The organism is Polynucleobacter sp. UK-FUSCHL-C3 (genome assembly GCF_040409815.1).
GTDB lineage: Bacteria > Pseudomonadota > Gammaproteobacteria > Burkholderiales > Burkholderiaceae > Polynucleobacter.
This window is the reverse complement of record NZ_CP099959.1, coordinates 902,958-929,523: the sequence shown is the minus strand read 5'-3', so window position 1 is coordinate 929,523 and position 26,566 is coordinate 902,958. Positions and strand designations below refer to the sequence as shown.

Genomic DNA, 26,566 nt, shown 5'->3' with positions numbered 1-26,566 from the left:
AAATATGATAAAAATATAAATCTAATAAATTTCTGGAATTCTCAGTGCGAAAATTTATAAATAAGTTTCTAGCAAGTCGGGGTTACGAGGTCAATAAAATTGGACGAACAATCTATTTTTTAGACAGGCTTGTTAAAAAACAAGGTGAAATAAGTTTTATACAGGTGGGTGCAAATGATGGCATCAGCTTCGATAACATCTATCCTTTTTTTAAGAGTCGCAAATGTAAAGGTCTTTTAATTGAGCCTTTGCCATACTTTTTTGACAGGCTAAAACTTAACTACGCTGACTCACCAAACATCATTCCTCTTAATATTGCCTTGCACCCTACAGCAGAAAAATTTAATATCTATTCAGTCAACCAAAAAGAGTTACATAAATATCCTCATTGGGTGTCAGGCATTGCATCGTTTAATAAAGAGCATCTAATTAAAAATAGCGTTAAAGAGAGTGACCTAGTCGCTGAAGCAGTGACTTGCAAACCTCTATCGAAATTGCTTGAAGAGTACGAACTGCTTAAACTTGATTATTTACAAATCGATACCGAGGGCTTTGATGATGAAATTATTAAGATGATTAATTTTAGCCAAGTTAAACCCAAGCTAATTAAGTTTGAATCTGTACATTTAAGTTCGGAAAAGAAATTATCTACTGTCAATCTACTAAAGTCTCAGGGCTACAAGATAATCGATGAAAGAAGGGATATGGTTGCTCTCTTAGAGCGATTCTTTAACTAAATCTCCCAACTTTTGGATTTGTTAGATTGATTTCAACCTTGCTTGACCCACCAGCAGAACCAGTCCACTTAGCATTTAAAGTTCCATATTGACCAGCCTTCTGAAGTACCACTTGCATTGACGACCTTAGAATCTCCTCAATTACGGCTTGCTTATCTTCTGGCACTAAATATTCTTCATGTATTGGAATAAGTGGCAAATCAATGGCGTCAGCAAATTTCAATACTTGATGCGTTACCGCCCCGTCAAAACCCTGAAGCTGCAATCCAATTCCAGAACCTACGGCATCTATAAAATCAGGGTGCATTAGCTTAAAGTTGCCAATAAACTTTTTGACCTCATCATCATCTTTAAATATTGGACTTCCCCAACGCTTCTTTTTGCCCCTATAGTCCTCCAGATATTCTTTGTGCCGTCTTGCCTGACCCGTCCACTCTTACCACTTCGTGTCGCTGTAGCCCCACAAACTGCACATACGCATAGTCCACTCAATGGATGAACACTGTGACTATCTCTGGTGCTCTTAGAAGCAACACCTTGAAACCTAGTCTTAATCCAGAGCTTCTCAGAGATAACTCTAGGGTAATAATTCTCATGCCTTACACCATCAGCAGTATTTAATAACCCTAGTACCGCTTCAGAGTTCAGCACCTTCTTAACGCTAGATATTCCCCACCTAGTAGCCTTGCTTGTCGGAGGAGAAACACCTTCATCATTAAGTAGCGTAGTAATCCTCTGTCCACCAAGACCTTCAGCAGATAGCCTGAAAATTCTCTTAACTACTGCAACCTTATCGGCAATAGATTTAGTCCTATCTTCCTTAACAATCCAGAAAGGCACTCTCTTTGTAAGCTGCACACCATCGGCAACTCTAAGCATCTTTTGTCGCCAAGCTCTACTTACCCTATCTGCTTTCGTTGCAGATTCCTCATGAGCTCTAGACATCAGCATGATTGCAAACATAAGGCTCATGCCACTGTCTTCATCCATCGAGACGCTGGTATAAACCTTATTGTCATTAAGTGTTACAACAACAATTCCTTCATCAATCAAGGCACCAAGTTGAGCAAGAGCTTTTCTGGGTGTCTGTCTACTTAATCGGTCTAAGGACTCAACCAAGAGATATGAACCTCTTTCAATCTTCCCATCCTCAACTAAGCGATTAAACACACCCAATGAACCTTTGGTCTGAGCAACTCCTTTATAGGCACTCAACCCTTCATCAGTAAGCTGTAAGCTGGTGTCCAACTCTAAACCTAGCTGAGAATTACGCTCTATGTACTCAGATGCTAAGTCTTTCTGCCTGCGAATGCTGTCACCCTTAGCCTGCTTCTCAGAGCTGAACCTAATGTACGAATAAGCAATTGGCATAAATATTTCCCTTATGATGGGTATATCTTATACATAATTGAGATCTTTGATCTGGCCATGCTCTATAACGCAGTCAATCTGGTTGAGCGCGGACTCATCGCCTCACCAGCGCATGTGCAATTTGTGATGGGTGTACCCAATGCCATGCCAGTCAAACGTTCGGTCTTGGAGTTTTTGATTAAAGAACTCAAGGAGGTGATGCCAGAAGCCACTTGGACCGCAGCTGCGATTGGCAAACATCAACTCACGATGAACGAGTGGGCACTTGAACTAGGCGGTCATGTGCGTACCGGGTTAGAAGACAATGTGCGCTTTGATAAAAGCCGTGTGGCTAATAGCAATGCGGAGCTTGTAGAGCGCGTTGCCCAACTGGTAATTAGTAAGGGCAGAACGGTGGCCAGTGCAAGGGAGGCACGTAAACTCTTAAGCCTTTAGAAGAGGCCCACCACCTTGCCATTGATCAGATCAATCTTATCGGCCGATGGCACTTTTGGAAGGCCTGGCATGGTCATGATGTCACCACAGACCATCACCACAAACTGAGCACCTGCTGCAAGACGAACCTCACGGATATTAATCACATGATTATTCGGAGCGCCACGTAACTTAGCATCGGTTGAGAACGAGCTTTGGGTCTTGGCAACGCATACGGGATAGTGGCCATAGCCTTGCTCTTGCAAACCTTGGATCTGCGCTCTAATCTTGGAGTCTGCGGTCACCTCGCTAGCACGGTAGACCTTCTTCGCAATGTGATTGATCTTGTCCCACAAGGAGTCAGTCTCTTCATAGACAAACTGCATTTGGGAAGGAGAGTCGCAAAGCTGCACCACAATCTTTGCTAGCTCTTCTGCACCTTTGCCACCATGGGCCCAATGCGAGGCAATGACTACTTTGACACCTAGTTTCTCCATGCGCTTCTTGATGAGATCGATCTCAGCAGGCGTATCGCTTAAGAACTGATTGATGGAGACCACGCAAGGTACTTGATAAACCTGTGTGATGTTCTCAACATGGCGCTCTAAATTAACGAGACCTTTCTCAAGCGCAGAGAGATTCTCTTTGGTGAGATCAGCTAGCTCTGCATAGCCATGGTATTTCATGGCGCGTACGGTAACAACGATTACTGCAGCAGCAGGGCGTAAGCCTGACTTGCGGCATTTGATATCAATAAATTTCTCAGCGCCTAGGTCAGCACCAAAGCCCGCTTCGGTCACCACATAGTCGGCTAACTTCAAGGCTGCCTGCGTGGCAATCACCGAATTACAGCCATGCGCAATATTGGCAAAGGGGCCACCATGCACAAAGGCAGGATTGTTTTCAAGAGTCTGAACTAAGTTTGGCGCAAGAGCGTCTTTGAGTAAAACGGTCATTGCGCCATGGGCATTTAGATCCTTCGCCAAGATGGGCTTGAGATCCCGCGTATAGGCCGCCACAATGTTTGAAAGACGCTCCTTGAGATCATCAAGAGAAGTTGCAAGACAAAAAATTGCCATGACCTCAGAGGCCACCACAATATCAAAGCCATCCTCACGCGGATAGCCATTACCCGGGCCACCCAAGCCATTCGTGATGTGACGTAAGGCACGATCATTCATATCCACGACACGCTTCCATTGAATGCGCCGACTATCAATGCCTAAAGCATTGCCATGGAAAATATGGTTATCAATTAATGCAGCCAGAAGATTATTAGCAAGCGCGATGGCACTAAAGTCACCCGTGAAGTGCAAATTAATGTCTTCCATCGGCACAATTTGTGCATAGCCACCACCCGCAGCACCGCCTTTGACACCAAACACCGGACCCAAGGAGGGCTCACGCAAACAGATCATGGCTTTCTTACCAATATGATTCAGAGCATCGCCTAGACCAACGGTGGTTGTGGTCTTGCCTTCACCAGCAGGGGTGGGATTAATGGCAGTTACTAAAATCAGCTTGCCATCTGGCTTACCCTTTAGGGTCTCTAAGTAGGGCAGTGATACCTTCGCTTTGTAATGGCCGTAGGGCTCTAGATGCTCATCCGCTATCCCTAATTTTTCCTTAGCAACTTGCGCAATACGCTTCATCGTGGCTTGTTGGGCTATTTCAATATCGCTTGGCATTAAAACTCCTATTTAAGGGTTAGTCCTAGTGTTAACAGTTGCTAAACAGGCAAGCATTCATCTAATATGTTACTAATATATATCAGAAGCATTAGTCACTCAAGGAGAATTCAGTGAACACTTTTTCTAGACCCATGGTGATGACAGATCGGCAGAAGAAGTTTCGTGAGAGCTATGTCAATCAAATTAGCCCCTTCTATAACGGCTTATTTCATATCGGAGTCATGTATACCGCAGGCATTGCGGCAATCTATTACTGCGCTACGCAACTTGACAATCCCACATGGGCATGGCTCACCATTATCCCAGTGGCAATCGCCGGTAACTTTGTGGAATGGGGTATGCATAAATATGTGATGCATCGCCAAATCGATGTCTTTGCACTGCGTGCTATCTATGATCGCCATACGCGCCAACATCATCAATACTTTACGGATACCGACTACACCATTGATACGGTTAAAGAGCATCGGATCGTTTTCTTCCCATGGCGAGTTTTAACAGTCTTGGCTGTTTCTGGCACCATCTTTGGCTATATCGCTGCCCAAATCTTCACCTCTAACGTGGGTTATATCTTGTTTATGACCATGGTAGGTCATTACATCCTCTATGAGACCTTTCATTATTGCTGCCACGTGAAAGAGAACTGGTTTGTACGCAATATGCCATTCATTAATACGATTCGTCGCCATCACGCGGCACACCATAATCTTGGCATCATGATGCACAAGAACATGAACCTGACATTCCCGATCGCAGATTGGATGATGGGCACGAGTGATCTAAAGCGTAGTTTGATTGGAACGCTTCTGAACGGTTTTAGCCAAGAGCATATTGATCCCAAGCTCAAACCCATCATTGAAAAGTTTCAGAATGGGCGAGTTCAGGACGAGAAAGTAACCCTCGAGGGACCCATCCTCGATCAACACGAACAAAAAGCGCTCCAGTCCTAGGATATCGCCATGACCCAAGCCGTACTCTTTGATGTGCTCCCAAAGCCTGGGCATGTTGATCAGTATTTTGAGATGGCGGCTCAATTAAAACCAATCGTGCAACAAAATCCTGGGTTCTTGTCGGTAGAGCGCTTTGCTAATCTTCAAAAACCAGATTGGTACTTGTCGTTCTCCTGCTGGAAAGACGAAGAATCACTAGCACAATGGCGTTGCCAGCCTGATCATAATGGCGCACAAGTATGTGGACGACATGAGGTTTTTGCTGATTACCGCTTACGGGTCTCTGCAGCCAAGGCAAAAGAAGGGCTTAGCGTAGCTCTTAATGCAGCTCATTCCCGAGAGTTGGTCATGCTTCTGATTGGCGACTATGAGGCAATACAAAAGTCATTACAGGAAGGCGTATTACGAGAGCAAGCAGCCAAATCGTATCAAGGCGTATTGGATCCAAAGCGTGGCTTATCGGTGTGCGAGTTTCCTGCCCATACATCCCCTCATCCAGATCTACTGGGTCTGAGCGCTACAGAGGCAATTGATATCCATTGGTTTGGGGTATTGCGCGACTATGGCATGTTTGATCGAGCGGAAGCACCTACACAGTTTGCATAATGCCAAACGGTAAAACATCTAACCTCGCCTTAGTGATTAGCGCTGAAGAAGCCTCACTTTCCGATCAGGCCTATAGCCAAATTGAAGAAATGATTGTGACCATGCAGCTCGCACCTGAGACGCCGGTATCAGAAGCTCAGCTATCTGCATTCTTAGGCATAGGGCGCACTCCCATTCGAGAAGCTATTCAGCGTCTTAGTCGTGAGCATTTGGTCACCATTGTTCCCAAACGCGGAATCTTTATATCCGACCTCAATACGCAAAAGCAATTACGTGTATTAGAAACCCGCCGTGAACTAGAGCGCCTGATTTGTAAAAAAGCAGCCAAACGAGCAAGCTCAGAGGAGCGCAAGGAACTTGAGCGCCTAGCGAAGGATTTTCGTAAAGCCGCCAAAGAGAAAGATGACACCTTGTTCCGAAAGGCTGATAAGGAACTCAATGATTTAACGATCTTAGCAGCGCGTAATGAATTTGCAGCAGCGGCAATGTCGCCCCTTCATGGCATGTCACGGCGTTTTTGGTTTGGAAACTTTCATCAATTTGCAGGCGCAACGGAAATGGCTAATTTGCATGGTGCATTGGCATTTGCGATTGCAAAAGGCAATGAAGCGGAGGCCGGTCAGGCCTTAGATGATTTGATTGATTGTGTAGAGAATTTGACCCGCAAGACCTTTTCCGTTGCGGATTAAAGCGGTAGGAAAGTAGCAAAAAAGAAGTAAGGAAAGAGCATTGCAGTAAACCAGTAAAACTTAGTTGATCTTAAAAGGAGACGTAAGATGAAGAAGCGCGAATTTTTAAAAACGGGTGGGGCTGTTGCCGCTGCAATGTCATTTCCATTGACAGTACAAGCGCAAGGAGCTACCTACAACTGGAAAATGGCTACTGGTTGGGGTGGTGGGCCGCTTACAGATATTGGAACAAAAGCATTTGCCGATAAATTAGAGCAGTTCAGTGGCGGGCGCTTCAAAATACAAATCTTTCCGGGCGGTGCACTGGGTAACGCATTGAAAGTTCCAGAGACTGTTAAAAATGGTATCGCTGACCTTGGACATACCTGGATAGGTTGGGATTGGGGTAAAGATCCAACAACTGTTTTATTTGGAGGTTACGCTGGCTCATTTGACTCTGAGCGGATGTTGCATTGGTTGTATTCTGCTGGCGGCATAGATATGCAAAGAAAATACCGTGACCAAACCGATGAAATTATTTCCATGCCTTTATTCATTCGGACTGCAGAGGCATTTTTACATTCCCGCAAAGCTGTTCGAACCTTAAACGACCTGAAGGGATTAAAAATACGAACTGCTGGAGCATGGCTTGAGATGTCAAAAGAGTTAGGCGCTGCACCAGTAACAACACCTGCTGCCGATATTTATCCCATGCTTGAGCGTGGTGCAATTGATGCTGTGGAGTGGGGTACGCTTTATGAAAATATTCCCATGGGCTTTCACAAAGTGGCTAAGTTTGTGATCTACCCTGGAATTCATCAACCCTGTGCGCCATTTGAGTTGGTGATCAATAAGGGTGTCTGGTCTAAGTTATCCGAAGCAGACAAGAAGTTGATCGAAATGGTTGCTAAATTAACAACCCTTGAAAGTTGGCTAACCGTTGGTCAGGAAGATGCCAAAGCTCTTGATTTCTATCGGAAAGCGGGCAATACCATTATTGAATTGTCTCCAGAACTTCAATATGCAGCCCGCAAAATGGGATTGGAATGGGCCACTAAGACCGCCAAAGAAAATAAGTATCCATTCTTTGCATCGGTCTTTGAAAGCCAACAGCAACTCGATAAGTTGTGGGAAGGTGCTTCCGGTTGGAGAACCGTGAAGACGAGAACAGTTAGCGCTGCTCCGCCACCTGCTAAGAAGTAGTGTATGAGGGGTCTAATTTATTAGACCCCTTTTTAATAACTTGACCAATAAGAAAAACTAATATGAGCCCACTTGTTAATCGGATTGAACGAATAACAACGAATATAGGAATTATTGCTGCATTGACACTCGTGCCATTAATTCTAACTACGACCTACGAGGTACTCGCGCGCTATCTTTTTGATGCGCCCACGATTTGGGCCTATGAAGTAGGTTACATGCTCACTGGAACCCATTTTTTATTAGGGATGGCCTACACGCTCCAACAAGGGCAATTTATTCGGATTGATATTTTTAGTCAGGATATGAGTGAGAAGACTAGAGCATTCATTGATCTTTGTGCTTACTCCGTGATTTTGCCATTAATGATGTGGCTAACGTATGGATTAACTGCCTATTTAATTTCTGGATTCATTAAAAATGAACGTACCGGTCAATCGGCAATGAATATGGTAGTTTGGCCATTTCGAGTTGTCTTCTTGATCGCATTTACATTACTGGCCTTACAAGTCTATGCCGAAATTATTAAATCACTCGAAAAATATAAGGCTGCCAAAGCATGATCGATATTATTCCTTTTTTCATGCTACCCGTAGCATTCGTGCTCATGTTTTTGGGCGTTCAAGTTGCTTTTTCCATGATGATTACAGCCGTACTCTTTGGGCTACATATATTTGGCGATCGCGTTATTTTTCAGTTCATCGAAAAAATTGAGGACATCTCTTCCAACTTTGTCTTTGCAGCCATTCCACTGTTTGTATTTATGGGAGCTATCCTCGAGAAATCCGGAATTGCTGATAAATTATTTGAAGCTATTCACATTTGGACACGCCGACTACCGGGTGGCTTAGCCCTAGCGACCGTCATTATGTGCATTATCTTTGCAGCATCGAGTGGTGTGATCGGCGCTACGGAGTCTGTGGTTGGATTATTAACCATCCCCATCATGCTGCGCTATAAATACGATAAGGCCATGATATCGGGCACGATTTGTGCAGGCGGTTCATTGGGAACCATTATTCCCCCCTCTGTCGTAGCCGTTGTGATCGGCCCACTGGCAAACGTCTCGGTTGGCGATTTGCTGTATGGGATGGTATTTCCCGGTCTCATTATGGCCGCCTTGTACTTGGTATACATCTTCACTTTATGTCTAATCAAGCCAGAGTTCGGGCCACGCATTCCACCAGAACCAGGTGACCCGAGTTTTACAGAGAAGATTTGGATTTCCACAAAAAATCTTGTGCCACCGTTATTAATGATTGTGGCGGTTTTGGGTTCCATCCTATTTGGTTTAGCGTCTCCCACAGAAGCTGCGGCCATTGGTGCCATTTCTTCCGTATTACTGACTGTTCTTTACAAAAACTTTACCTGGAAAGGTTTGTACGACGCACTACTGAAAACGGTATTGATCACTGCCATGATCATGGCAGTTTTACTAGCCGGCTCTTTGTTTACAGGAGTCTTTATCGGCGGCGGCGGAATTAATACGGCAAATACATTAATCAATCAAATGCAACTCAGTCCTTGGATCTTATTAGGCTTAATGATGCTGATCATCTTTATTGCCGGGTTCTTCTTGGATTGGATCTCAATTGTCCTCATCTTTGTTCCGCTATTTACGCCCTTAATCACAGCCGCAGGGTTTGATCCAGTTTGGTTCTGTATTTTGTTCTTGATCATGATTCAAACATCCTACCTGACCCCACCAATGGCGCCGGCGATCTTCTATTTAAGAGCAGTTGCGCCACCAGAGATCACCATTAAACACATGTATCGCGGTGTGGTGCCATTTATTACTCTGCAATGCTTAACTTTGGTGATCGTGATTCTTTTCCCAACCTTGGTGACCTATTTGCCAAGCGTTATGTTGAACTTCCGTTAAGGAGACTTAAATGACCCCAGAGCAAATACTCAAGATCCCTGCGCGTGTTTTAAGTCAACAGCAGCGTGAGGATTACTTCACGAACGGATATATTCTGCTCGAGCGATTTATTGGTGATGAGTGGTTAAAGAAGTTACGCGATGCGACCAATGAACTGGTTGAGGAGAGTAAAAATGTCACTAAATCCGATACTATTTTTGACCTAGAACCTGATCACACCCCCTCACAGCCTCGTTTACGCAGAGTTTCAAACCCCACCGAGCATCATCCTATATTTTGGGAGTATGTGAGTAAGTCACCAATGCTCGATGCCGTTGCTGACTTAGTGGGGCCCGATGTTAAGTTTCATCACTCCAAATTGAACTTTAAGTGGCAAAAGGGCGGGGAAGAAGTCAAATGGCATTACGACATTTCTTTTTGGCCCCATACCAATTACTCCCCATTAACCATTGGTACCTATTTATATGATTGCGGTATGGATCAGGGGCCACTGGGGGTCATTCCGAAAAGCCATTTGCTAGAACCGATGTTGAGTCAATACGATGATCACGGAAAGTGGGTCGGTTGTCTATCAGATGACGATGTTAGAAAAATACATATCGAGAAAGCTGTTTACCTAACAGGACCAGCCGGATCACTGACACTCCATAATTGCCGCACGGTACATGGCTCCCCAGCCAATCAGTCCGACCAAGGTCGACCACTCTTGCTATACACCTTAACCTCGGCCGATGCATTTCCATATACTGTGAACCCACTTAAACCCAAACATGATCAGGTCATACTCAGCGGTAAACGCGCGCAATTTGCGCATCATGATCCGGTGCCGTGCCTAATCCCACCTGATTGGTCAGGCGGATATTCCTCCATCTTCTCCTTGCAGCAAAAAGAGGATGCAGCAAATACCATGATGTAACGAATTAATAGGAGATAACATTGAATACAAGTGCCGCAACAGCGCCCGAGAAAAAGAAACGTAATCTTCAAGACATCCTCGAGTCTAAGAAGACCGGCGAGAAAATGGTCTATATGTCTGTACCAGACTACACATCGGCAAAATGGGCAGAAGCTGCTGGGGTAGACGTTGCAGTAGTGGGAGATAGCTTGGCAATGATTGCCCATGGCCATAGTAATACGATTCCGGCCACGATGGATATGATGGTAATGCATGCCACGTCGATTCGTCGCGGCGCCCCCAATACCTTTGTCTTAGGGTGTATGCCGTATCAAAGTTACAACACGGTTGATCGTGCCTTACAGAATGCAACGCGCTTTATGCAAGAGGCAGGATCGGATGCAGTTAAACCACAGGGCGGTAAATCACAGGCACATATCTTGAAGGCATTGGTCGACGCAGGCATACCAACAGCATCCCATATTGGTATGACACCACACACCGTTGCAGTCTTTGGTGGCTTTCGTATTCAAGGAAGAACAGCGGATGCCGCTATGAAAATCCTCGAGGATGCTTTTGCCATTCAGGATGCCGGTTGCTTCATGTTGGAGTTTGAAGCAGTGCCTGCAAAAATAGCAACGGTTATCTCTAAGCAACTTGAGATTCCGACTATCGGAATTGGAGCAGGGGTGGGTACCGATGGCCAAATCCTTCTATGCCATGATCTCTTGGGAGTCTTCTCTGATTTCAAACCCAAGTTCACAAAACGCTATGCGAACTTAACAGAGGTAGCTGTTAAAGGCATCAAGGAATACATCTCGGAAGTGAAATCTGGATCATTTCCAGATGATGATCACAGCTATTCTGTGGATGAGAAAGAGTATGAGAAGTTCTTAGGAATGGTTCAAAAGCGAAAACATATATAACGCATAACAATCAATAAAGCATGTCTCCAACTTTTGGGTTACTGCGGTAACCCATTTTTTTGCTCTTCGATTAAGGCTTCTTAGCTGCCTCATACAAAGGCATGACCCGCGGCATGAGAGCTGAGAGCTCTTTGATGCGATTCTCATTGGAGGGATGAGTCGATAAAAACTCAGGAGGGTTCTTACCTTTACTTTCTTTACTCATCTTCTCCCACAAGGTAATTGCAGCCCTGGGGTCGTAGCCGCCGCGCGCAGCAATCTCTAAACCAATCGCATCCGCCTCTTTCTCATTCTGACGCGAGTTAGGCAAGACCAAAACATATTGCATGATCTGATTAGCCGCATCAATCGATTGAGCAGAGCCGGCCCCTGCGGTAGCTAAGGCAACATTAGTAATAACATTCTGAGCCAGTGCTTGCGAGACTTGCTCGCGGCCATGCTCACGTACCGCATGCGCAATCTCATGACCCATGATGGCAGCAATCTCATCATCGGTAAGGTTGAGCTTATTAATAATGCCGGTATAAAACGTAATACGCCCACCAGGAGCACAGGTCGCATTAACCATGGGAGAGTCAATTAACTGCAAGCCCCAATTCCAAGAATGGGTGTCATCTCTAAAGACAGCGGTCTGCGGTATCAAACGATTAGCGATGGTCTTGAGGCGCTCATACTGAGGACCACTTGTAATCAAAATGTTCTTCTTTTGGGCAGCCTTAGCCTGCTGCTCAAAACTACTCGCTGAGATGCGATCGATTTGAGAGGCTGAGATCATCATGAACTGAGAACGCTCAACACCGACCACACCAGGACGACTCGTATTAGCACACGCCACCAACAAGCAAGCAGATGCCAACACAGTCACAAAGGACTGAATAAAGCAGGGCCGGTAGAAGATGTTCATATACCTAAAACGCTAAATAGGCCGCTAGGATGACAGGGGGTCTAAACCCTCTTCAAAGTAGGAGCCGGCAAGCCCTCAATCAAGATGTTCAAAATAGACGGTAAGCCTTGAGACTGCAAAGCCTTGGCAGCCGGCAAGACCTGCTCAACATCGGTCACCATTGAACCTGCACCGCCAAACGCAATCGCAACTTGGTCATAGCGTGATGGGAGTAACTCACATCCCTTGGCACGCTCTTTGCCATACTCACGAACTTGGATCTGATACTCGGCATTCCAACAGGCATCGTTACCAACGACTCCGATAAATGGCAAGCGATACCGGACTGCGGTATCTAATTCAGAAGAATGAAAACCAAAGGTTCCATCGCCCATCACTGCAACCACAGGAACGCCAGGTTTTGTGTACGCGGCGGCCGTTGCAAATGGAAGAGCTGCCCCAATCGAACCAGCCATGCCATTAATGATGCGATTAGGGGCATGCAAACACGCTTGGGCCCATTGCCCAATCTCACCACCATCAGCCACTAATACTGAGTCTGGATGCGAATCTAAAATAGCTTGCAATGCGAGCATCGCACGACCTGGGTGCGCATGATTGGGGGTAGACGAGACAGCAGTGGCCCACGCAGCAGGACGATAGGTAATCGCTTCTTTTACCCACGACAACCAAGTAGCATCGTGTACTTTGCTGCTGGCGCTCTTAGTGGCATTCACTAAAGCATGAACCGACGGTTCCAAATCAGCCTGAGCAGCTAAGACCAAGCGGGCACCTAAGGCATTCTTGGAACGCACAAGTTCAGCTGCTTCAGAGTCGACCTGCATAAATTTGGCATCGCTCATAAAACTGGGCGAACTACCAAACTTCAAAGTGAAATCGAGCTTCTTATCCAAGAGTAAAACGCAATCGCTTTGCGCTAAGACCTCGGCAAAGGCTCCTAAGCTAGGATCGCCAATACCGCGCGGACTCTCTGTTGCAATCACCGGAACACCCGATGCCTGACTTAGTTCTTGCAAAAGAGCAGGGTAGCGATGACAGCCTCGTGGGCCCACTAAGATCACGGGTTTCTTGGCAGCATGCAATTGGGCGATGATGCTCTTGGCATGTTCAGCAGAGAGTAATTGTGGGGCGGGTAATTTAGGGGCCGATGGACTAGGACTTGCAGAGGCCTGCGTTAACTTACCTTCCAGCGCATCGGACGGCAGACTTAAATGAACGGGGCCAGGACGTCCTGCTTGCGCAATGGCACAAGCAAGTAAAAAATCTGCCTGGAGGTACTCAGGGCCCGCACAGGTCCAAGAGGCTTTGCACAATGGTGCTGCAATATCGGCTTGCGCCATTTCTTGGAAGGCGCCTTTGCCTAATTGATTGAGAGGCGCATGACCCGAGAGTAAGACAACGGGAGCCTCAGCCATTGCTGTGGTGTACAGGGCAGACACCGCATTAGCGTGCCCAGGACCACCGGTTACCATCGCAACTCCTACTTTTTTAGTAAGACGCGCATAGGCATCGGCCATATGAACCGTTGCAGCCTCATGCCGCGTATGGATCAACTCAATGGATGCATCGATCACCGCATCAAATATGGGCATGATGTGATTACCCGAAAGAGTAAAGAGTGTGCTTACACCAGCTTTCTCAAAAGCATGCACTAAAGAACGGGCGCCGACTTGCTCAGCCATTAAAGGTCTCCACTAAAGGGGGTTCTAATACAAAAGGATTATTTCTTGGGATTGCTTGCGGGGGCAGTAAAGGAAGCGGCCATCGCATCGTATAGGGTAATCTTGACCTCATCATTAATAGCAATATCTTTTAAGAGAGATGCGCTCTTCACCCGATAGGTATCGGTCTTACCCTTCGGACCCTTCACCGACACGGTCATCTTCTGACGATCAACTGACACCACGTTCGCAATAATGATGGTGGTGTTGGAGATCACCGAAGCAGGCTTGCTACCCAATGCGGCAGAGGTTTGAGTACTCGTTTGCACTTCACTGCGCACACCTTGGTTATTGACCTTCACGAGCTCAATCGCAACGGCTAACTCATGGGTAACGGTTAAACGATCGCCCACCTTGATTTGGGGAAAGTTCTTAATCTCAGGGCCCGCTACAAAATTAGTGAAGGTGCCATCTTTATCTTTTAAGGTCACCGTACGGGTTTTGCTATCGACCTTCGTCACAACCGCATCAACTAATTGATAAACCTCATCAATACCGGCAGCAGCAATCGGTGCTTTAGCAGGATCGGTCATCGCTGGTTTGGTTTGCGCAGACCCTATTTGGGGGAGAGCTAAAGCGCTCACTGCAAAACAGCCAATGATTAATGAACGGGGGGATTGAGCGATACGCATGATGGTGAACTTAGTGTGTGAACAAGGTAATGATTATGACCCGATTTCTTGCGTCCACCAGTTTCCCCGAAACTGACCCGCTAGCCAATCGATCAACATGCTGACCTTGGTGGGTACCAAGCGAGGGGATGAGAACACCGCATGGATCTCTTGGGCGGGCAAACTCCAATCAGCCAGGAGCGGTTTGAGGTGCCGACTTTGCACCGAGCTGTAGGCAACATACCAAGGTAGAGCGGCAATGCCTAAGTGATTACGGGTGGCGGCAAGCAGGGTCGACAAATTGTTGGAATACAGCGGGCCATTCACCTGAATCGACTTATTAGAGCCGTCTCGCCCTGTAAATTGCCAACGGTGATCACCCTGAACCGAGCTGTAGATCAGAGCAATGTGCTTACTTAGATCGCTGGGGATGGAAGGGGTGCCGTTTTTCTCGAGATACTCGGGGGTCGCCACCACAACCCAAGGGTTGAGACCCAAGAACCGAGCACCTAGGGAGGAGTCAGAGAGTCGGCCCATCCGAATGGCCAGATCAACGCCTTCTTCAACCAAATTAATATAGCGATCGTCTAGGTTCAGGCTGACCTGTAATTGAGGGTGCTGCCCCATGAACTGTAAGACCAGGGGAGTTAAAACTCGACGCCCAAAGGCTACCGAGCTACTAATCATGAGTTTTCCCTGTACCTCAGATTGCAAGAGTCCGGCGATATTCTCGGCATCCTCGAGCTCGTGCACGATGGTCTTGCACTTCTCGTAATAGATCTTGCCAATCTCCGTTGGGGTCACCCCTCGCGTGCTGCGATGGAGCAAAAGGGAGCCTAGGCGCTTTTCGAGAGCGGCCACATGCTTGGTAGCGGTGGGTTGCGTAATGCCTAAGCTGCCCGCGGCTTTACTAAAAGAACCCGTCTCAACTACCCGAATAAAAAGAGAAATTCCTTGAATTCGATCCATAAGCTAATCATTATAAAGGAAAAAATACCATATATTCCAAAATGGAATAGGTGATATAGGGGTATCTATCTTCTCAGAATATCTATTAATAAGGATGATAGTGACATCTTATTCAAAAGGAGGCAATGATGGCACTCATGAAAGCCGCAATGGCAGCAGTTTTGGTAATGGAAAAAGAAGGTGTAACCACTGCATTTGGAGTACCCGGTGCAGCAATTAATCCACTCTACGCGCAATTGCGTGAGCGTCAATCAATCACTCATATCTTGGCCCGCCACGTTGAGGGTGCATCGCATATGGCCGAAGGTTATACCCGTGCCAAAGCCGGCAATATTGGTGTGTGTATCGGCACATCAGGCCCCGCTGGTACCGACATGATTACTGGTTTGTACTCCGCTACCGCTGACTCCATTCCTATTTTGTGCATCACCGGTCAAGCACCCCGTGCACGCCTCTATAAAGAAGACTTCCAAGCCGTCGATATCGAGAGCATTGCCAAGCCAGTAACCAAGATGTCGGTAACGGTTCGTGAGCCAGGCTTAGTGCCCCGCGTATTCCAACAAGCATTCCATGTGATGCGCTCTGGCCGTCCTGGCCCGGTCTTGATTGACCTGCCAATCGACGTGCAGTTAGCCGAGATCGAGTTTGATATCGACACCTATGAGCCATTGCCAGTCTACAAACCATTTGCGAACAAGAAGCAGATTGAGAAAGCCATGGAGATGTTGATGGCTGCCGATAAGCCATTGATCGTTTCAGGTGGTGGCGTGATCAATGCCGATGCAGCAGATCTCTTAGTAGAGTTTGCAGAACTCACCAACATTCCAGTGATCCCAACCCTGATGGGCTGGGGCACGATTCCGGATGATCATCCATTAATGGCCGGTATGGTTGGCCTACAAACCTCGCACCGTTATGGCAATGCCACCATGTTGGCTAGCGACTTTGTACTGGGCATTGGTAATCGCTGGGCAAACCGTCATACGGGTTCTTTGGAGGTGTACACCAAGGGCCGTAAGTTTGTGCACGTGGATGTAGAGCCAACCCAAATTGGTCGCGTGTTTAACCCCGACTACGGCATCGTATCGGATGCTAAGGCAGCGCTTGAGCTATTTGTAGAAGTAGCTAAAGAGTGGAAAGCCAAAGGCAAGTTAAAGAACTACAGCGACTGGGTTGCCCGTTGCCAAGAGCGTAAGCGTTTGATGTTACGTAAAACCAATTTTGATAATGTTCCGATCAAACCACAGCGCGTGTATCAAGAGATGAACGAAGTATTCAAGCGCGACACCATTTATGTATCAACCATTGGTCTCTCACAGATCGCAGGTGGTCAGTTCTTGCATGTGTATGGTGCCCGTCAGTGGATTAACTGCGGACAAGCTGGCCCATTAGGTTGGACAGTGCCAGCCGCATTGGGTGTACTCGCTGCAGATCCAACCCGTACCGTGGTTGGTCTCTCTGGTGATTACGACTTCCAGTTCCTGATTGAAGAGTTAGCGGTGGGTGCGCAGTTCCATTTACCGCTCGTGATGGTATTGGTCAACAACAGCTACCTCGGTTTGATCCGTCAAGCACAGCGTGGCTTTGATATGGACTATTGCGTCCAGTTAGCCTTTGACAACATCAACGTACAGGACGAGAACCTCAAAGGCTATGGCGTAGACCATGCCAAAGTAGTTGAAGGCTTAGGCTGCAAATCCTTACGTGTAACCAACCCTGCCAAGATCCAAGAAGCATTGATCGAAGCGCAGAAGATGGCAAAAGAGTTCCGGGTTCCAGTGGTAGTTGAGATCATCCTCGAGAAGGTCACCAACATTGCCATGGGTACCGAGATCAACAATATCAATGAGTTTGAGGATATTGATTGCCGTCACCCTGCGGGTACTGAGGGATTGGTTACTGCCGGTCTTTTAGAATAACTCCCTAAACCTAATCAACCCATAAAGGAACTGGAATGCCCAAGTTTGCCGCCAATCTCTCCATGTTGTACAACGAAGTTCCATTCATGGAGCGCTTTGATAAAGCAGGGGCGGCAGGCTTTAAAGCAGTCGAGTTCCTCTATCCCTATGCATTCTCGGCAGCCGATATCAAAGCTAAATTGGATAGCAATGGTTTGGCACTGGTGTTGCATAACATCCCTGCGGGTGATTGGGATGGCGGTGAGCGCGGCATTGCCTGTTTACCAGATCGGGTTGACGAGTACAGAGCGGGTGTTGCGAAAGCAATCGAGTACGCCAAAGCCTTGGGTGTGCCACAACTTAACTGCTTAGCAGGTAAAGCACCTGCTGGAGCAGACCGTAAAGTCTTGCACGACACCTTTGTGGCAAACCTTAAATACACGGCGGCAGAGTTTAAGAAGAATGGACTCAAGTTATTAATTGAGCCCATCAACACCTATGACATCCCTGGCTTCTTCCTGTCGACTACTGCTCAAGGTATTGCGATCTTGGATGAAGTCGGTGCTGATAACGCCTTCTTGCAATACGACATCTACCATGCGCAACGTATGGAAGGTGAACTTGCCAACACGATGCAAAAGCACCTCGCACGCATTGGCCATATGCAGTTAGCCGACAACCCAGGCCGCAATGAACCGGGTACTGGCGAAATCAATTACGCATTCTTATTTAAGTTCATCGACAAAATCGGTTACTCCGGTTGGATCGGTTGCGAGTACAAGCCGGCCACAACGACCGATGCTGGTTTAGGCTGGCTGAAATCCCTTTAAGCCTTGGTCCAGCCAAGGTAATTTCTATTATTTTTAAGCAGAAGGTATTGATATGAGCGCACAAAAGTTAGGCTTTATTGGTTTAGGCATCATGGGTTCACCCATGGCTGGTCATTTATTAAAAGGTGGCCATCAGGTCTTCGTCGCAACCCGCAGCCAAGTCCCCGAAGATTTAATCAAAGCCGGTGCTGTTGCTTGCAAGACCGCTGCTGATGTTGCCAAACAGGCTGACATCATTTTCACGATGGTTCCTGATACTCCGGATGTTGAGAAAGTTCTCTTTGGTGAGAACGGCATCTCCTCAGGTATCACCAAAGGCAAGACCGTCATCGACATGAGCTCGATCTCACCGATCGCCACCAAAGAGTTTGCTAAGAAGATGAACGATCTAGGCTGCGACTATGTTGACGCTCCTGTATCGGGTGGGCAAGTAGGCGCACAAAATGCCACCCTCTCGATCATGGTTGGTGCCGATGAGGGCGTATTCAATAAAGTGAAGCTCCTCTTTGAGCTCATGGGCAAGAACATTAATCTCGTTGGTGGCAATGGAGCAGGGCAGACCGCCAAAGTAGCCAATCAGATCATCGTGGCTCTTAATATTGAAGCCGTTGGAGAAGCACTCTTGTTTGCAGCCAAAGCCGGTGCCGATCCTGCTAAAGTTCGTCAAGCACTCATGGGCGGCTTTGCAAGCTCAAAGATCTTGGAAGTACACGGCGAGCGCATGGTCAATCGCACCTTTAATCCAGGGTTCAGAATTGAGTTGCATCAGAAGGATCTGAACTTAGCACTGAGCAGTGCTAAAGCCTTAGGTGTATCACTACCAAACACTGCAACTGCGCAAGAGTTATTTAACTCCTGTGCAGCACATGGTGGCAAGGCATGGGATCACTCCGCTATGGTGAAGGCCCTTGAGAAGCTTGCTAACTTTGAGATCGGACAAAAGGCTTCATAAGAAATGCCCACACCTAAACTCTTGATTGTTTATCTTCACGGGTTTAGGTCGTCCCCAAGTTCTTCTAAGGCACAACTAACAGGAGAGGCGATTGCCTCTCTCGTTAAAGACGGTCAAGCCATCGAATGGTATTGTCCCCAGTTACCACCATCCCCCCAAGCAGCAATGACGATGGTCAAACAAAAAATTGCAGAGACTAAGGCGAAAGATCTATGCATCATTGGTTCATCCTTGGGCGGCTTCTATGCCACCTACCTTGCTGAGCAATACCCGCACGCTAAAGCTATCATGCTTAACCCCGCCGTGCGCGCAGCGCGGGAGTTAGCCCCTTATGTCGGACAGCTAACTGCATACGATAGTGACGAGCCCTTTGATTGGCGAGCAGAGTATGTCGAGCAACTCAAAGAGCAACAGGTTGAAGAGATTACCCATGCAGAGCGCTATTTCTTGTTAGCAGCAAAGGGCGATGAGTTACTCGACTGGCATGAGATGGTAGAACATTACCCTGGAGCAAAGCATCTCATCATCGAGGGTAGTGATCACGGAATCACCGAGTACCCGCAGTATCTTGATCAAGTGATTGGGTTTGCGACCCACGCTTAGCGCTTTACCCCAGAACGCAAAGCTTTCTTGACCTTCCGAAAGTGATCCTCAATCGCTTGGGTAATGTTCTTACGCCCATGATTCTTGCGTTCTAACAAACCTACACGTCGGTAAACCGCTTTGCGACCAGGTATGCTGATTACAATGCGTTTATCTTTATCCCACTGCACATTGGCAAGCATCGGCACAATTGCATAGCCAAGACCCTGTCGCACCAACTCAATGATGGCCTCAACCGAGTTAACCACCATACTGCTCTCAATCTGCAAGTGATTGGACCGAATCACTTGATCAACGAGTTCACCGGTCCAGGTTTTGGGTTCAAAGCGGATGAAGGGTAAATCGGTACGATCTTTATCCTTGGGATAAATCAGGATCATTTGTTCTTCATAGAGAGCTGTCCATTGCACGCTTTTTGGAAGAGCGTAGGGTGACTCGGTCACAATCGCAGCATCTAAGACCCCAGCGATTACCTGCTCTAAAAAATCACTAGATAGTCCTGTGCTAATTTTGATCTCTAGCTCGGGGTATTGCTGCTTCAGTTGCTCAAGGGTCTTCCCAAATTGCCCCATCAAACTTGAGACCAGCGCCCCTAGGGTGAGCGAGCCGCTTAGGCCCGACTTAAACTCTGCGCCTAAGGACTCATAGCGCGAGATGATCTCCTGAATCGGCTCGATCAAAGCCCGACCTTGATTATTAAGAACCAAGGAGCGCTTATTGCGATCAAAGAGCGAAACCCCAATATCACCCTCAAGCTGGGCCAGTTGTTGACCAGCAGCAGCCGGGGTTAAGCCGATCTCACGCGCAGCGGCAGCGACGCTGGGGTGGCGGGTGACAGCAATAAAGTTCTTGAGAACACGGATACTCGACATAGATCAATTATAAATTAATTGTTTATCTCAATTAAAATACTATTCGATATAAATTTTACTGTCTATCCCTATAATGAGTACATGAGTCAATCGATCCTAAAAGTAAAAGTCTGGCGCGGCACCCAAGATGGCGGCTTCGTAGATTACGAAGTGCCCCGCGCAGCTAACCAAACGGTGTTGGATGTTGTGACCTATATCCAGCGCAAACTCGACCCAACACTGAGCTATCGCTTTGCTTGCCGAGTGGGGATGTGTGGGTCCTGCGCTATGACTGTAAACGGCAAAGCCCGTTGGACCTGCCGCACGCACGTGGCCAAGATTGCGGATAGCGACACCCTCGAGATTGCACCATTGGATAACTTACCAATCATCAAAGATCTAGCAACCGATATGAGCGAGTTCTTTGACAAGATGAGTAAAGCGGTTGGCTACTTTAAGGGAGAGCAAACTCGCCATGATGACTTCGCCAAGGTCAAACCCGATTCGGAAGAACGCCAACTAGCCAATGCCGGAATCGAGTGCATTGGTTGTGGTGTTTGCTACGCCTCGTGCGAAGTGGTGTCGGCCCGTGAGTCTTATTTAGGACCTGCAGCCTTAAATCGTGCTTGGACCTTAGTGAACGATGAGCGTGATAGTCAACAGCTTGATCGTCTGCGCTCGGTTGCCGGTGATGCAGGTTGTCACTCGTGCCACACCCAAGGAACTTGTTCAGAGCGATGCCCGAAACAAATTGAGCCCACCGCTGGGATTGCGGGTCTTAAAAAGATTGTGGGACGTGCCGCCGTAATGGGTAGTAAATGGGGCAAGCTGTGAGTGCAGCAATACTGCAAGCCAAACTATGGTACTACCAACGCATTAGTGCAATGGTCTTAGCTCTGTGCGTAGCGATCCATCTCATCATCATCTACATTGCTGTGCAAGACGGACTAACAGCAAATGAGATCCTTGGAAGAACGCGCGGCAATTGGGGCTTTGCTTTGTTCTACGAGATCTTCGTGCTCGCCTGCTTTGTGCATGCCCCCATTGGCCTTGCCAATATCTTGCGAGAGAACATCCAAAACGCTTTTCTGAACCGTGCCTTACCACTCTTGCTGGCAGCCCTAATACTCATACTAGGAACCATGGCGGTAATTGGTGTGGTCTGGGGACAGCCATGAGCCAAAAATCTATGCGCCAACTTGATTTTCGGGGAAGGGCCCACTGGTCTTATTTTGCTTACTATTTGCATCGTGTTTCGGGTCTACTATTGGCCTGCTTTCTGCCCCTGCATTTTTTCTTACTCTCGCGTTCTTTAAAGGGCGAAGCTGAGCTGGCAAGTTACCTTAAACTGACCGACTTCCCCATCTTCAAGTTTGGGGAATGGGCTTTGGTTACTCTCTTGGCATTGCACTTAATCGGTGGGACACGCTTGCTCGTAATTGAGTTTGGTGTTTGGAAGGGCTTACGGAAAGCATGGATCCAAATGGCAGTGCTTGGATCGCTCGTATGTGGCGGCTTATTTTTAATCTTGTCACGCTAGATCATCCCAGGACTTACTTCATTAGGATCGGATATGGAACTAAATCTGCAACACGTTGAGGACGCATGTAAGGAGTTGTATATCCGCGCACTTAAATTACTTCCCGATGATGTGAAACAGGGGATTAATCGACTGAAGAGCACCGAAACCGACGCACGTGCCCAAGTGGTGCTAGGAACCATGGTGACCAATATTGCGGTAGCCGAGCGTGAAGATAATTTGCTGTGCCAAGACACAGGTCTACCGATCTACAACGTTTGGATTGGTAGAGGCGTAACAGTGGATGGAGTGCGCCTAAAGGAAGCCATTCGCAGAGGGTGTGAACGCGCCACCACAGAATACCCGCTGCGCTCCTCCGTAGTTCATCCCATTACACGTAAGAACAATCACACCTCGAGTGGTATTGAGATGCCTGCAATCCATATTGATTTTATGGACAAGGCCGATACGATTGAGATTGAGATGATCCCAAAAGGTAGCGGCTCGGAGAACAACTCCTTCCTAAAGATGGCCATCCCAGCCGAAGGAATCTTAGGGGTCAAGGCCTTTGTGATCGAAAGCGTTGTGAACGCCGGTGGTAAAACCTGCCCGCCGACAATCGTGGGAGTTGGCGTGGGGGGCACCTCGGATCAATGCGTCGCCTTAGCCAAACGTGCTGCCACCCGAGCGCTGGGAACACACTGCAGTGATGAAGAGGGTGCCAAATTGGAAGTGGAACTGAGCACTGCAGTTAATCAATTGGGGATTGGTCCTCAAGGGCTTGGTGGTGATGGTACCGCTTTTGCAGTCCATGTAGAACTCGCTGCTACACATATCACCATGAACCCCGTTGCTGTAAACATGCAGTGTCATTCAGCGCGACGTGCGCGGGTTCGCATCACACCACAGGGTGTGGCATACGGATTTTAGGACGATCATGGCCCATTACAACTTACCCACCCCTGTTAGCGAAGCCGATATTCGGAAGCTCAAGATCAATGACACCGTAACCTTGCAACAAACACTTTTTGGGATTCGGGATGCCACCCAGATCCATTTGTTTGATCGGGGTCGTAAAACGAAGTTTGATCTTCGCGGTCATGCCGTGATTCATACGGCGCCCAACGTGCGTAAAGTGCCTGTCAGTGCAGAGTTCCCCGCAGGGTATCAGCCTATTTGTATTGGTACTACCACCTCGGATCGGATGGAACGATTTACTGAACCTCTCATGAACGAATATGGCGTACGCATGATTGTGGGGAAGGGTGGCTTACGCGAGTCATCGGCAGCAGCATTTGCAAAACATGGCGGGGTCTACTTAGCAATCATTGGTGGCACAGCCGCATTAGAGACCACCTGGATTGATCAGATTGAAGATGTGGATCTTGATGATCTCAATCCAGAGTCGCTCTGGAAGTTCAAGATTAATCAGTTTGGCCCACTCTTGGTAGCAATGGATAGCCACGGCGGCAGTATTTATCAAGACGTGAAAGCCGATGTGGCGATCAATAAAGCAACGGTACTAAAAAGTTTAGGGATTGTGTAACCATGACAAGCATTCAAACACTGCAAACCGATATCTTGGTATTAGGCTCTGGCGGTGCAGGGCTCTTTGCAGCCTTGCATGCACATCAAGCCAATCCCGATCTACACATCACCATTGCCGTAAAAGGACTTCTTGGTAAATGCGGATGCACGCGCATGGTACAGGGTGGCTATAACGTAGCCTTGGCAGAAGGAGATTCGGTTGAGCGTCATTTCATGGATACGATTGAAGGGGGAAAGTGGTTATCGGATCAAGAGTTAGCCTGGACCCTGGTCAACAAATCGGTTGAGCGTATTCGTGAGCTAGAGAATGAGCTCGGATGCTTCTTTGATCGCAACCCAGATGGGACCATTCATCAAAAGGCATTTGCAGGACAAACCTTTGATCGCACCGTACACAAGGGTGACCTCACCGGGATTGAGATTATTAATCGCCTAGCCGAGCAAGTGTGGGCGAGAGGGATTCATCGCCTGGAAGAACACCGCGCCATTGAGTTAATAAAGAACCAGGATGGCAAAGCACTTGCTGGGGTCTTAATGCTCAATATGCGTACCGGTGAGTTTGTGATGGTGCGCGCGAAGGCTGTATTACTCGGCACCGGTGGCGGGCCCACGATGTATAAGTACCATACCCCCTCGGGTGATAAAAGTTGTGACGGCTTGGCCATGGCCTTGCGAGCAGGCTTAACACTGCGCGATATGGAGATGGTGCAGTTTCATCCAACCGGAATGCTCGCTGGTCCAGATACCCGTATGACCGGAACAGTGCTCGAAGAGGGTTTACGTGGTGCGGGTGGTTATCTACTCAATGGCAATAAAGAACGCTTCATGGGCCATTATGACTCTCGCAATGAACGTGCAACCCGAGATATTGTCTCTCGATCAATTATTTATGAGATGCGTGCGGGACGCGTGACCCCAAATGGTGGCGTCTACATCCAAATGCATCACCTTGGTCCTGATAATGTGCGCAAATTATTTAAAGGCATGGTGGAACGCTGTGCTGATTCTGGATTTGATCTAGCAAATGATCTTGTGGAAGTGGTACCGACAGCACATTACATGATGGGGGGTGTGGTGTTTAAAGCCGACACCAGTACCGATCTGCCAGGTCTCTTTGCTGCTGGTGAAGATACCGGCGGTGTGCATGGTGCTAACCGTCTCGGTGGTAACGGAGTGGCTAACTCCACTGTCTTTGGTGGCATCGCCGGCGACACTATGGCGCAATATGTCATGGGCAAGAACCATCTTGATTACGATCTTGAAGCCATCGAACAAAGCCTGCTTGAGCATCAAGAGCCGCTGAACAAAGCACCGGGTGATATTGAGTTCATTCGCGATGAGCTAGCCGATTGCATGTGGGATCAAGTTGGTATCTTGCGTAATCAAGCCGATCTTGAAGCGGCACGGATACGTCTAAACAAACTCGATGACATATTACATACGATGGGGGTGGGTGAGACCAACCGAGCATTTAATCTGACCTGGCAAGATTGGATGAACCTGCGTAATCTCATCCTTGTGAGTAAGACTGTGGTCGTGGCAGCCTTAGCACGAGAGAACTCGCGCGGCGCTCACTATCGTGAAGACTACCCAGAAGAGGGTGACCTAGAAACCTCCTTCTTCACTGCTGTACACATGAAGGATGAGCAACTCATAATCAAGAAATGCCCGGTGACATTTAGTATGGTGCGCCCCGGCGAAACGATCTTGGTGGAAGCTTAAAGACGATTGCGATAAAAAATACCCAGCCTAGAAAATTCTAGACTGGGCACCAAGAGATAATTGATTGATTGTTGCTCAGTTAAAACTGAGTACTGCAGAGTATGTAATCAGTTAGCAGTCAGGTTGCGTGCCTTAATAACTTTCTCCCACTTAATCGACTCAGAAGCAATTTGTGCCTCAAGCTCTTTTTGGGTATTCAGGACAGGGGTTAAGCTATTGAGCTCTAAACTCTTTTGCATCGCCTCAGACTTTACTGCCTTAATCGCAGCAGCGTAGATCTTGTCGGTAATCACCTTGGGGGTGTTAGATGGTGCCATCAAAGCAAACCAACCAACGTTCTCAAAGCCAGGGATAGAAGCTTCTGCCACTGTTGGAATATTAGGAAGAGCCGCTAAACGCTTAGCGCTGGTCACTGCAAGCGCCTTGATTTGTCCACTCTTAATAAAGCCCGTAGAGGCAGGCACATTACAGGCACAGAAATCAATTTGTCCTGCAATTAAATCACTGAGAGCCGCCGCTTCACCTTTATAAGGGATATGGGTTGCATTAATACCAGTTGCCGTGATGAAGTTCTCACCAGCAAGGTGCACCTGACTACCAATACCGGCGGAACCAAAGTTGAGGTTCTTGGTCTTAGCCAGCGCAATTAAATCATTGAGATTATTAACTGCTAGCTTTGGATTAACAGAAATAATCATTGGACCACTAACCAAGGTAGAGATAGAAGCAAAGTCTTTGGCGTAATTAATCGACATCTTCTTATACATATGTGGATTAACGGTCAACATGCTACCTGAGGCGAGGAGTAGGGTGTAGCCATCAGCAGGCGCTCTTGCTACAGCCTCAGCACCAATATTGCCACCGGCACCGCCACGGTTTTCAACTACTACGTTCTGACCCAAGATGGGAGCCATTTGCTGCGCCAGGATACGGCCAATAATGTCAGTGGTACCGCCTGCTGCAAATGGAATCACTAATTTGATCGGCTTATCAGGCCAACTTTGTGCTTGCGCAGGACTCATGAAGCCCATGGTGGCGATTGCTACGATGCCAAGAACTTTTGAAATAGTTCGATAAAAACGCTGGTTCATTCTA

At 47.5% G+C, this 26,566-nt stretch carries 28 protein-coding genes and 1 pseudogene; 20 read left to right on the top strand and 9 right to left on the bottom strand.

Annotated features, from left to right (window positions below):
* Nucleotides 1-44: 44 nt before the first annotated feature.
* Nucleotides 45-737, top strand: coding sequence for an FkbM family methyltransferase (locus NKE59_RS04625; RefSeq protein ID WP_353439835.1), 693 nt, complete (start codon nt 45-47; stop codon nt 735-737).
* Here NKE59_RS04625 and NKE59_RS04620 read toward each other — a convergent pair.
* Together NKE59_RS04620 and NKE59_RS04615 are read right to left on the bottom strand one after the other, a co-directional pair.
* Nucleotides 730-1,044: a hypothetical protein gene (locus NKE59_RS04620; RefSeq protein WP_353439834.1), complete on the bottom strand. Its 315-nt coding sequence runs from the start codon at nt 1,042-1,044 to the stop codon at nt 730-732. The two genes, NKE59_RS04625 and NKE59_RS04620, sit on opposite strands and share 8 nt — an antisense overlap.
* Complete coding sequence (locus NKE59_RS04615; protein WP_353439832.1) at nt 1,044-2,108, bottom strand: recombinase family protein; 1,065 nt, start codon at nt 2,106-2,108, stop codon at nt 1,044-1,046. The genes NKE59_RS04620 and NKE59_RS04615 overlap by 1 nt, the downstream gene beginning before the upstream one ends.
* A 36-nt stretch (nt 2,109-2,144) precedes the next feature.
* On the opposite strand from NKE59_RS04615, the pseudogene NKE59_RS04610 reads away from it, so the two are divergent.
* A pseudogene (locus NKE59_RS04610) lies at nt 2,145-2,543 on the top strand (3-keto-5-aminohexanoate cleavage protein); the annotation flags it as partial.
* On the opposite strand, the gene NKE59_RS04605 reads toward NKE59_RS04610, so the two are convergent.
* Nucleotides 2,540-4,210 carry a formate--tetrahydrofolate ligase gene (locus NKE59_RS04605; RefSeq protein WP_353439831.1) on the bottom strand — a complete coding sequence of 557 codons (1,671 nt, stop codon included), beginning with the start codon at nt 4,208-4,210 and terminating at the stop codon, nt 2,540-2,542. The pseudogene NKE59_RS04610 and the gene NKE59_RS04605 sit on opposite strands and share 4 nt — an antisense overlap.
* A gap of 137 nt (nt 4,211-4,347) precedes the next feature.
* On the opposite strand from NKE59_RS04605, the gene NKE59_RS04600 reads away from it, so the two are divergent.
* The 8 genes from NKE59_RS04600 to panB all read left to right on the top strand — a co-directional run bounded on the left by NKE59_RS04600 (nt 4,348) and on the right by panB (nt 11,343).
* A complete protein-coding gene (locus NKE59_RS04600) occupies nt 4,348-5,163 on the top strand; it encodes a fatty acid hydroxylase family protein (RefSeq protein WP_353439914.1) in 816 nt (271 codons plus the stop codon).
* A 9-nt stretch (nt 5,164-5,172) separates the two neighbouring features.
* Complete coding sequence (locus tag NKE59_RS04595; RefSeq protein WP_353439830.1) at nt 5,173-5,769, top strand: antibiotic biosynthesis monooxygenase; 597 nt, start codon at nt 5,173-5,175, stop codon at nt 5,767-5,769.
* On the top strand, nt 5,769-6,458 hold the full coding sequence (locus NKE59_RS04590; protein WP_353439829.1) for a GntR family transcriptional regulator: 690 nt from the start codon (nt 5,769-5,771) through the stop codon (nt 6,456-6,458). The genes NKE59_RS04595 and NKE59_RS04590 overlap by 1 nt, the downstream gene beginning before the upstream one ends.
* Nucleotides 6,459-6,545: 87 nt before the next feature.
* A complete protein-coding gene (gene dctP, locus NKE59_RS04585; RefSeq protein WP_353439828.1) occupies nt 6,546-7,640 on the top strand; it encodes a TRAP transporter substrate-binding protein DctP in 1,095 nt (364 codons plus the stop codon).
* A gap of 62 nt (nt 7,641-7,702) precedes the next feature.
* Nucleotides 7,703-8,203 (top strand): TRAP transporter small permease subunit, encoded by a 501-nt coding sequence (locus tag NKE59_RS04580; protein WP_353439826.1) that lies wholly within the window; start codon nt 7,703-7,705, stop codon nt 8,201-8,203.
* Nucleotides 8,200-9,522, top strand: a complete 1,323-nt coding sequence (locus NKE59_RS04575) for a TRAP transporter large permease subunit (protein ID WP_353439825.1) — start codon at nt 8,200-8,202, stop codon at nt 9,520-9,522. The genes NKE59_RS04580 and NKE59_RS04575 overlap by 4 nt, the downstream gene beginning before the upstream one ends.
* A 10-nt stretch (nt 9,523-9,532) precedes the next feature.
* Entirely contained in the window at nt 9,533-10,438 is a 906-nt protein-coding gene (locus NKE59_RS04570; protein WP_353439823.1) for a phytanoyl-CoA dioxygenase family protein, read from the top strand.
* Nucleotides 10,439-10,458: 20 nt separating this feature from the next.
* Nucleotides 10,459-11,343 (top strand): 3-methyl-2-oxobutanoate hydroxymethyltransferase, encoded by an 885-nt coding sequence (gene panB / locus NKE59_RS04565; RefSeq protein ID WP_353439821.1) that lies wholly within the window; start codon nt 10,459-10,461, stop codon nt 11,341-11,343.
* 70 nt (nt 11,344-11,413) lie between these two features.
* Here panB and NKE59_RS04560 read toward each other — a convergent pair whose 3' ends face one another.
* The 4 genes from NKE59_RS04560 to NKE59_RS04545 are packed head-to-tail and all read right to left on the bottom strand — an operon-like array spanning nt 11,414 to nt 15,548.
* The gene (locus tag NKE59_RS04560) at nt 11,414-12,247 is read right to left on the bottom strand and encodes a M48 family metallopeptidase (protein WP_353439820.1); all 834 of its coding nucleotides are present in this window, start codon (nt 12,245-12,247) and stop codon (nt 11,414-11,416) included.
* A gap of 41 nt (nt 12,248-12,288) precedes the next feature.
* Entirely contained in the window at nt 12,289-13,929 is a 1,641-nt protein-coding gene (locus tag NKE59_RS04555) for a thiamine pyrophosphate-binding protein (RefSeq protein WP_353439818.1), read from the bottom strand.
* Between the two features lie 38 nt (nt 13,930-13,967).
* Entirely contained in the window at nt 13,968-14,600 is a 633-nt protein-coding gene (locus NKE59_RS04550) for a hypothetical protein (protein WP_353439817.1), read from the bottom strand.
* Between the two features lie 33 nt (nt 14,601-14,633).
* Nucleotides 14,634-15,548 carry a LysR family transcriptional regulator gene (locus NKE59_RS04545; protein ID WP_353439816.1) on the bottom strand — a complete coding sequence of 305 codons (915 nt, stop codon included), beginning with the start codon at nt 15,546-15,548 and terminating at the stop codon, nt 14,634-14,636.
* Between the two features lie 128 nt (nt 15,549-15,676).
* On the opposite strand from NKE59_RS04545, the gene gcl reads away from it, so the two are divergent.
* Genes gcl through NKE59_RS04525 form a run of 4 tightly spaced genes read left to right on the top strand, consistent with a single transcriptional unit; the run spans nt 15,677 to nt 19,831 of the window.
* Nucleotides 15,677-17,467 carry a glyoxylate carboligase gene (gcl, locus tag NKE59_RS04540; protein WP_353439912.1) on the top strand — a complete coding sequence of 597 codons (1,791 nt, stop codon included), beginning with the start codon at nt 15,677-15,679 and terminating at the stop codon, nt 17,465-17,467.
* Between the two features lie 35 nt (nt 17,468-17,502).
* Entirely contained in the window at nt 17,503-18,276 is a 774-nt protein-coding gene (gene hyi, locus NKE59_RS04535; RefSeq protein ID WP_353439815.1) for a hydroxypyruvate isomerase, read from the top strand.
* A gap of 52 nt (nt 18,277-18,328) precedes the next feature.
* Nucleotides 18,329-19,228, top strand: coding sequence for a 2-hydroxy-3-oxopropionate reductase (gene glxR / locus NKE59_RS04530; protein WP_353439814.1), 900 nt, complete (start codon nt 18,329-18,331; stop codon nt 19,226-19,228).
* Between the two features lie 3 nt (nt 19,229-19,231).
* Nucleotides 19,232-19,831: a YqiA/YcfP family alpha/beta fold hydrolase gene (locus NKE59_RS04525; protein WP_353439813.1), complete on the top strand. Its 600-nt coding sequence runs from the start codon at nt 19,232-19,234 to the stop codon at nt 19,829-19,831.
* Here the strand turns inward: NKE59_RS04525 and NKE59_RS04520 are convergent.
* The gene (locus tag NKE59_RS04520; protein ID WP_353439812.1) at nt 19,828-20,703 is read right to left on the bottom strand and encodes a LysR family transcriptional regulator; all 876 of its coding nucleotides are present in this window, start codon (nt 20,701-20,703) and stop codon (nt 19,828-19,830) included. The two genes, NKE59_RS04525 and NKE59_RS04520, sit on opposite strands and share 4 nt — an antisense overlap.
* Before the next feature lie 81 nt (nt 20,704-20,784).
* Here NKE59_RS04520 and NKE59_RS04515 point away from each other — a divergent pair, with 81 nt between their 5' ends.
* Genes NKE59_RS04515 through NKE59_RS04490 form a run of 6 tightly spaced genes read left to right on the top strand, consistent with a single transcriptional unit; the run spans nt 20,785 to nt 25,471 of the window.
* Nucleotides 20,785-21,516: a succinate dehydrogenase/fumarate reductase iron-sulfur subunit gene (locus tag NKE59_RS04515; protein ID WP_353439811.1), complete on the top strand. Its 732-nt coding sequence runs from the start codon at nt 20,785-20,787 to the stop codon at nt 21,514-21,516.
* Nucleotides 21,513-21,860 (top strand): succinate dehydrogenase, encoded by a 348-nt coding sequence (locus NKE59_RS04510; protein WP_353439810.1) that lies wholly within the window; start codon nt 21,513-21,515, stop codon nt 21,858-21,860. The genes NKE59_RS04515 and NKE59_RS04510 overlap by 4 nt, the downstream gene beginning before the upstream one ends.
* Complete coding sequence (gene sdhC / locus NKE59_RS04505) at nt 21,857-22,222, top strand: succinate dehydrogenase, cytochrome b556 subunit (RefSeq protein WP_353439808.1); 366 nt, start codon at nt 21,857-21,859, stop codon at nt 22,220-22,222. Before NKE59_RS04510 ends, sdhC begins: the two co-directional genes overlap by 4 nt.
* 33 nt (nt 22,223-22,255) lie before the next feature.
* Nucleotides 22,256-23,131 carry a fumarate hydratase gene (locus tag NKE59_RS04500; RefSeq protein ID WP_353439807.1) on the top strand — a complete coding sequence of 292 codons (876 nt, stop codon included), beginning with the start codon at nt 22,256-22,258 and terminating at the stop codon, nt 23,129-23,131.
* Between the two features lie 7 nt (nt 23,132-23,138).
* Nucleotides 23,139-23,747 carry a fumarate hydratase C-terminal domain-containing protein gene (locus NKE59_RS04495; protein WP_353439806.1) on the top strand — a complete coding sequence of 203 codons (609 nt, stop codon included), beginning with the start codon at nt 23,139-23,141 and terminating at the stop codon, nt 23,745-23,747.
* Nucleotides 23,748-23,749: 2 nt separating this feature from the next.
* Complete coding sequence (locus NKE59_RS04490; RefSeq protein ID WP_353439804.1) at nt 23,750-25,471, top strand: FAD-binding protein; 1,722 nt, start codon at nt 23,750-23,752, stop codon at nt 25,469-25,471.
* A 107-nt stretch (nt 25,472-25,578) separates the two neighbouring features.
* On the opposite strand, the gene NKE59_RS04485 is transcribed toward NKE59_RS04490, so the two are convergent.
* The gene (locus tag NKE59_RS04485; RefSeq protein WP_353439802.1) at nt 25,579-26,562 is read right to left on the bottom strand and encodes a tripartite tricarboxylate transporter substrate binding protein; all 984 of its coding nucleotides are present in this window, start codon (nt 26,560-26,562) and stop codon (nt 25,579-25,581) included.
* Nucleotides 26,563-26,566: the final 4 nt, after the last annotated feature.